The sequence below is a fragment of the Shewanella sp. SP2S2-6 genome, from assembly GCF_031931965.1.
Taxonomy (GTDB): Bacteria; Pseudomonadota; Gammaproteobacteria; order Enterobacterales; family Shewanellaceae; genus Shewanella; species Shewanella baltica.
Genome location: NZ_JAUOEQ010000011.1, coordinates 111,107 through 117,320, shown reverse-complemented (window position 1 = coordinate 117,320; position 6,214 = coordinate 111,107). Strand labels below are relative to the sequence as shown.

The window sequence follows — 6,214 nt, the reverse complement described above, 5'->3', positions numbered from 1 at the left end:
GTCGGCGGAGTAAAATTAACCTTAAATGAGTACCAAGCACAGTGGGCTGAAATCGAACTTCATCCATCCAGTTATACATAATCCATAGACCACGGCCATGTTCATTCATTTGTTCTGGGCAATGATGAGGCTCAATCTTAGGTAAAACGGTCGAGTGGTCAAGCAGGTCAACAATAATGCGATCATCATTGCAATGCATAATTAGCACTATTTGCTCTAAGCCCGCTTCAGTATGGTCGAGTATGTTATTAATAGCCTCAAGTACACAAATAATTACTTTAAATCTTTGGCGTTCATGTACATTCTGCAAAAGCATAAACTGTTCTAACTCAGGGCAAAACTGCTGAATACGCCATTGTTCTTGGGTAAGTTTGAGCTGTAAACTATTCATAATACCTCCAGTGTAGTCTTGGCATAAGTTGTGATGGATAAGTAATTAACATCATTGATATATCGTCTTGTATGTTGTTGCATTGCCACAGTTTTAATGCATGACTTAGATGGTGTAGTAATTGCTCACTGCTCAGATTTTTTGCTTTTTCACATAATTGTTGTAAACGGTCTAGACCAAATATGCCAAATTTTTCATGTTTGCATTCGTAGGCGCCATCGGAAAATAGTATTAATCGTGTACCTGGTTTCATCTTAAAATTTTGATTTTTATACTGTATTGCACTGTGTATTCCTATGGGCAACTCAGTTTCGAGAACGAGAGATTCACAATCGGAGTTAGTTAACAGGAGAGGCGAAGGATGTCCGGCACTACAAATCTGCACTTCGCCGTTTGAAGTATTAATCTTGCCTAGAAGCAAAGTGACAAATCGCCCAGTATTATCTGGATCGCTTAGTTCTTGGTTCAATGCATTTACGATTTCATTTGGGGATTGTTGGTGCCAATTTGTTCTTTCCATCGATAAACGCTGCGCTAAACTCACGCTTTGCAGTGCAGCTGTAATACCGTGTCCGGCTGCATCGATGAGATAAAAACCTAGTTGATTTTCACCTAAGTCAAAACATTGAAAAGTATCCCCAGCAAGGTAATTAGCAGGTTGAAATCGATGATGTAACTGCCAATTATTTGGGAGCTCTTGCACTCGGGGTAATAGCTCGCGTTGAACCTTTGCTGCGGATATTAAATCTTTTTGTATTGTGTTCAGTAACGCGGTTTCTTTTTCAAGCCCTTGATGTAAAAGTTGATTTTTTTTTGCTAAGTTTTGTTGTAACTGCATGATCCGCATAGCAGCTAGCATTCTTACTTTTAGCAATGCGGGATTGAATGGTTTACAAATAAAGTCATCTGCACCAGCTTCAATTCCTAGTACGATATCTGCTGTTTGATTATTAGCGGTTAGCAAAATGACAAAAGGTGGGAGGTTTACATTCTTCAATATTTGACACAGTTCTATCCCTGTCATACCTGGCATACGCCAATCGCTAATCACTACATGAACAGAACTATGCTTTAAATATGCTAGTGCTGCGTATGCGCTGTTACAGCTCTCGACCAGCCAACCAAATTGTCTCAGTAAGTTACAAATAAATAATCGCTCGCTCTCAGTATCTTCCACTACCAACACAGATAAGATTTCAGGCTGCTGCGTAGTTATTGAGGATAATGGCATAGTACGCCTCCTTTCATAAGGGATGCTCAAGATGAGCAAAATCTATGCCTGTATAATAAATGACTATAAATTTAAGATGATAGGCTGAGTAATTCGTTAGATTCTCAATTATGGCGAGTCAAAAGTTCAGGTTGAAATGACTCAGTTGCAAAATGCAAAACTGTCATCCATAGTAAATAATTAATGCGATATAATAATATTTAGGCCATTGTTTTTAATGTTTTTTAACTAATGGCATGTGAGTTGCTAATGCAGTATTGAGTTGGTGAAATACATCAACCATACAATTTTATGCACTTCATTGATAAAAGGATATTTAGAATGAATAGCTTTCTTGCTTTATTCCCACATGCTTGGCTAACTCGCTTAACATCTTTCTCCGTTATCGCTTTGATAATGATAGGCGTAACCAATACACCAAGAGTAATGGCGTCAGAATCTCCAGCAAGCAATAATATTAAACAGGTACTCATTTTTGGCGTTGTTCCTCAGCAATCAACTGCTCAACTCGCAAAGCTATGGCCGCCAATTTTGGCCGCCTTGTCTCAAGGCGCTAATTATGAGTTGCAATTTGCAACAGCCCCCGACATTCCAACCTTTGAGGCTAGATTAAAGGCAGGGGTTTATGATGTCGCTTACCTAAATCCTTATCACTACATAGTATTTCATGAATTCCCTGGCTACCAAGCTCTAGCGCGAGAGAAAAATAAGAAGCTCAAAGGCATCGTTGTTGTTCGGAAGGACTCGCCTATTAAGTCATTAGAACAACTTGAAGGTAAAACGTTGGCATTTCCTGCGCCAGCATCATTTGCAGCAAGTGTTTTGCCAAGGGCGTATCTAAAAAATGCGAAAATTAATGTCGACGTAAAATACGTGGGGTCACACGATTCTGTATATTTATCGGTTATACAAGGGCTTGTAGACGCTGGCGGAGGAGTACAGCGTACCTTTAATAATTTGACCGATACACAGAAGCAGCAACTTAACATACTTTGGAAAACGCCTGAATATACTCCACATGCTATTGCAACTCACCCGCGGGTATCTGAAGTACATCGACAAGCATTACTTGAACAATTTCTAAAACTATCTACAACCCCAGCAGGCCAAGTATTACTTAGTTCAGTGGATTTTTCAGCTTTTACTGCGGGTGAGGATAAAGATTGGGATGATATTCGGTCACTATCTCTCGGGTCGCTATCTAAACCGCTCGGAGAGAAATAAAGTGTCCTTTAGGCTGAAGACGATTGTTGGAATAGCACTGATTGAAGCTTTGCTGCTATTTTTGTTGGTATACACAAGTATTAATTACCTGAAACTATCTAATCAGTCTCAAATTGAGAAGCGGGCTCAGACCACGTTGACTTTGTTTTCGATTGCAGCAAAGGATGCTGTTATAAGTAATGATATAGCAACATTGCAAACTTTAGTGGAAGAGTTGTTAACTAAAAGTGAGGTACTGTATGTCACGGTGTCTGACCCTAGTCATATTTTAGCCTATGGTGGGGCAGACAAGTATGTTCAAGTTTCACATCAACCCGATACCGAATTAGCTCAAGTACAAGATGGTATTTTCGACTTAGAATATAAGATAGAAGATAATGGTTATCGTTTTGGCACAATTAATATGGGTTTTGAGACTCGCAGTCTTGATGATTTTATTCAGTTGGTAACCACAAAAATCCTCTCAATTGCTGGGATTGAAATTTTATTGGTGGCGTTATTTTCATTACTCCTTGGCCATTACTTGACCCGAAACTTAACCATTCTTACCAATGCGTCTAAACGAATATTGGCTGGTGAGCTTGGGGTGCGAATTCCTGTTAAAGGGAAAGATGAAATCGCTCAAATGGGCAAAGCATTTAACAATATGATTGATAAAGTGGACGCTAGAACTAAAGCGCTAGAAGCAGCTAATATTCGGTTAAACACCATTCTAGACTCTGCCGTTGATGGTTTCGTCATCATTAATGATAAAGGTACTATTACGGACATTAATCCCGCAATTAGTCGATTATTTGGTTATGCTCACAATGAATTGATTGGCCAGAATGTTGCTATTTTCTTACCTTTCGAAATGCGTTCTTCACATGATGGTTTTATTCATCAATATTTAGAAACGGGTGTCACTCAGATTATTGGCACAAGCCGAGAATTGATGGCACAACGTAAAGATGGACAATTATTTCCAATTGCACTATCGGTTTCGCTAATGAAAATCGATAATAAGGTAATGTTTATAGGTTTAGTCAAAGACTTATCTGATGTAAAACGTAAAGAAGTTGCAGCAGCTAAAACCGAATCAGTGCTACTTGCGACTTTAGCTGCAAGCCTAGATAGCTTGATAACCATTGATATAGATGGCCGTGTTGTTGAGTTTAACCTTGCGGCAACGCGATTATTTGGTTATTCACGACATGAAGCAATTGGACGGTACCTTGAAGAACTAATTATTCCCAAAAGCCAACATTCAAGCCATAGAGGAGGAATGGAGCGTTATCGTCAGACTGGTTCTGGCAACATAATCAATAAACGTATCGAGTTATTGGCCACTTGTAAAGCTGGTAATGAAATCCCAATAGAGCTGGAGGTTGTGCCAATCAAGTTAGGTAATGAAATCCTTTTTACCGCTTTTTTACGAGATATTTCCGAACGTAAAGCCAGCGAATTAAAGCTCCAGTTAGCTAAAGAGCAAGCAGAGCTGGGCAATAAAGTTAAATCACGATTTCTGGCAACAATGAGTCATGAAATTCGTTCTCCACTCAATGCTATTTTAGGCGGTGTTGAATTACTGCTCCATTCTAAACTAAATAAAGAACAGCGGATCCATGCCAACATTACTAGAGAGGCTGGTAGTGCTTTACTCAATACAATCAATGATATTTTAGACTTCTCTAAGATTGAAGCTGGACAAATGGTGTTGGAGTCTAATGAATTTGAGCCAGATAAACTTGTTGCTCAAGTTTTGCAAATTTTAGAGCCAAAAGCCTATGATAAGGGACTGCAGCTCGTTAGCTTTGTAGATCGTAATGTTCCGCAGACATTGCTGGGTGATCGGCAGCGATTAAATCAAGTCATCCATAATTTAGTGGATAATGCGATTAAATTTTCAGTATCAGGAACAATCACCGTCGAAATGTGGATAGCCGATAACCAGCAGTCGTTGATGCAGCTTTTTTGTCGAGTCACGGATTCTGGTATTGGCATTTCTGAGGAAGCGCAGAGCAAATTGTTTAAAGAGTTTAGTCAAGTGCATGATACCCATAACACAAACTATAAAGGTACTGGTTTAGGGTTAGCTATCTGCCGTGAACTTATCACTATGATGGGCGGTGAAATTGAATTAGAGAGTGAACTTGACAAAGGTTGCTGTTTTACTTTCTATGTTTCGTTGCAACCACATGAAGCTAACTATTGCCATAGCTATTGCCCTCCCACCAAGTCACGGGTGATGTTAGCCCACACAGATTTATTATGGTTAAGCATAGTTTCTAAACAATATTCACAGTATGGCATTGAAACTGTTGTAGTTAATAGCTGGGGTGAGATAAAAGAAGAAAGTCTTCTACTTGGAAGGTTTGATCTTGTTCTTCTTGATGAAACTTTTTTATTTGAAGTGGATAAAAATGAAATTAATTGGCTTAAGCAAACCAACCTTAGTGATGAGGGGACCTTAGTTGCTTTAGTCTCGGCGATGAGCTCTGAAATTTCACAATCTTTATCGAATATAGGATTAGACCAAGTTGTTAATAAGCCTTTAAGTCGCTCAATGCAGTTTGCGTTGCTCAGTCAAGATGCACCTAGTAATGAATTTGAAGAAGTGTATTTGGCAGAAAGTTTATTTCAAGGTCATATTCTGCTAGCTGAAGATAGTCCTGCGAATCAAATAATTGCGGGAACAATGCTGACAAAAGCTGGCTTTGATGTCACTTATGCCTGTAACGGTGTTGAAGCTGTTAAATTAATGAATGAAAAAGCCTTTGATTTGGTTCTGATGGATATTCGTATGCCTGAAATGGATGGGCTCGAGGCTAGCCATATTATTCTGTCTACTAATCCTAATCAAATCATTCTTGCTATGACCGCGAATGTGATGAAAGAGGAAGTTGAGCAATGTTATCTCGTTGGTATGAAAGATTTTATTTCTAAGCCTGTTAATCAAAAAATGCTATTAAGCATTATCCAAAAGTGGCTACCTAATGCCAGCATAACACTGCCTATCATTTCTTCACAGGTTAAGAGTTTTTCTCAAAATTTATTGGACGAAATAATATTATCAGAATTATCAACTGCACTTGGAAAAGACAGTCTGTCGAATATGATGGCGGTTTTCTGTAAAGAATTATTAGAAAGGGTAGCAACTCTTACAGTATTGGACCCTACACAATTTGAGTTGATTGAAGACCAAGCCCATACTTTAAAAAGTAGTTCTGGTAGTTTTGGTGCTGTTGCCTTATTTTTATTAGCACAACAACTTGAATCCAGTGCACGTAACAAACAGACTGAAATAATTTATACATTAATTAAACAAGTGGCAATTATAGGTAAAGAGACACATGACGCCTTCATGGAACGTTTTATTCAATAAGGAT

At 38.7% G+C, this 6,214-nt stretch carries 4 protein-coding genes; 2 read left to right on the top strand and 2 right to left on the bottom strand.

Features of this window, described 5'->3' with window-relative positions:
• Positions 1-391, bottom strand: a 391-nt coding sequence (locus Q4Q57_RS10325; protein ID WP_311890766.1) for an ATP-binding protein, incomplete at its 3' end; no start/stop codon positions are given.
• Positions 384-1,622, bottom strand: a complete 1,239-nt coding sequence (locus tag Q4Q57_RS10320; RefSeq protein ID WP_006083685.1) for a SpoIIE family protein phosphatase — start codon at positions 1,620-1,622, stop codon at positions 384-386. The genes Q4Q57_RS10320 and Q4Q57_RS10325, both read right to left, overlap by 8 nt.
• Before the next feature lie 321 nt (positions 1,623-1,943).
• Between Q4Q57_RS10320 and Q4Q57_RS10315 the strand changes: the two genes are divergently transcribed.
• Entirely contained in the window at positions 1,944-2,846 is a 903-nt protein-coding gene (locus Q4Q57_RS10315) for a phosphate/phosphite/phosphonate ABC transporter substrate-binding protein (RefSeq protein WP_006083686.1), read from the top strand.
• Complete coding sequence (locus tag Q4Q57_RS10310) at positions 2,791-6,210, top strand: PAS domain S-box protein (protein ID WP_311890765.1); 3,420 nt, start codon at positions 2,791-2,793, stop codon at positions 6,208-6,210. The genes Q4Q57_RS10315 and Q4Q57_RS10310 overlap by 56 nt, the downstream gene beginning before the upstream one ends.
• Positions 6,211-6,214: the final 4 nt, after the last annotated feature.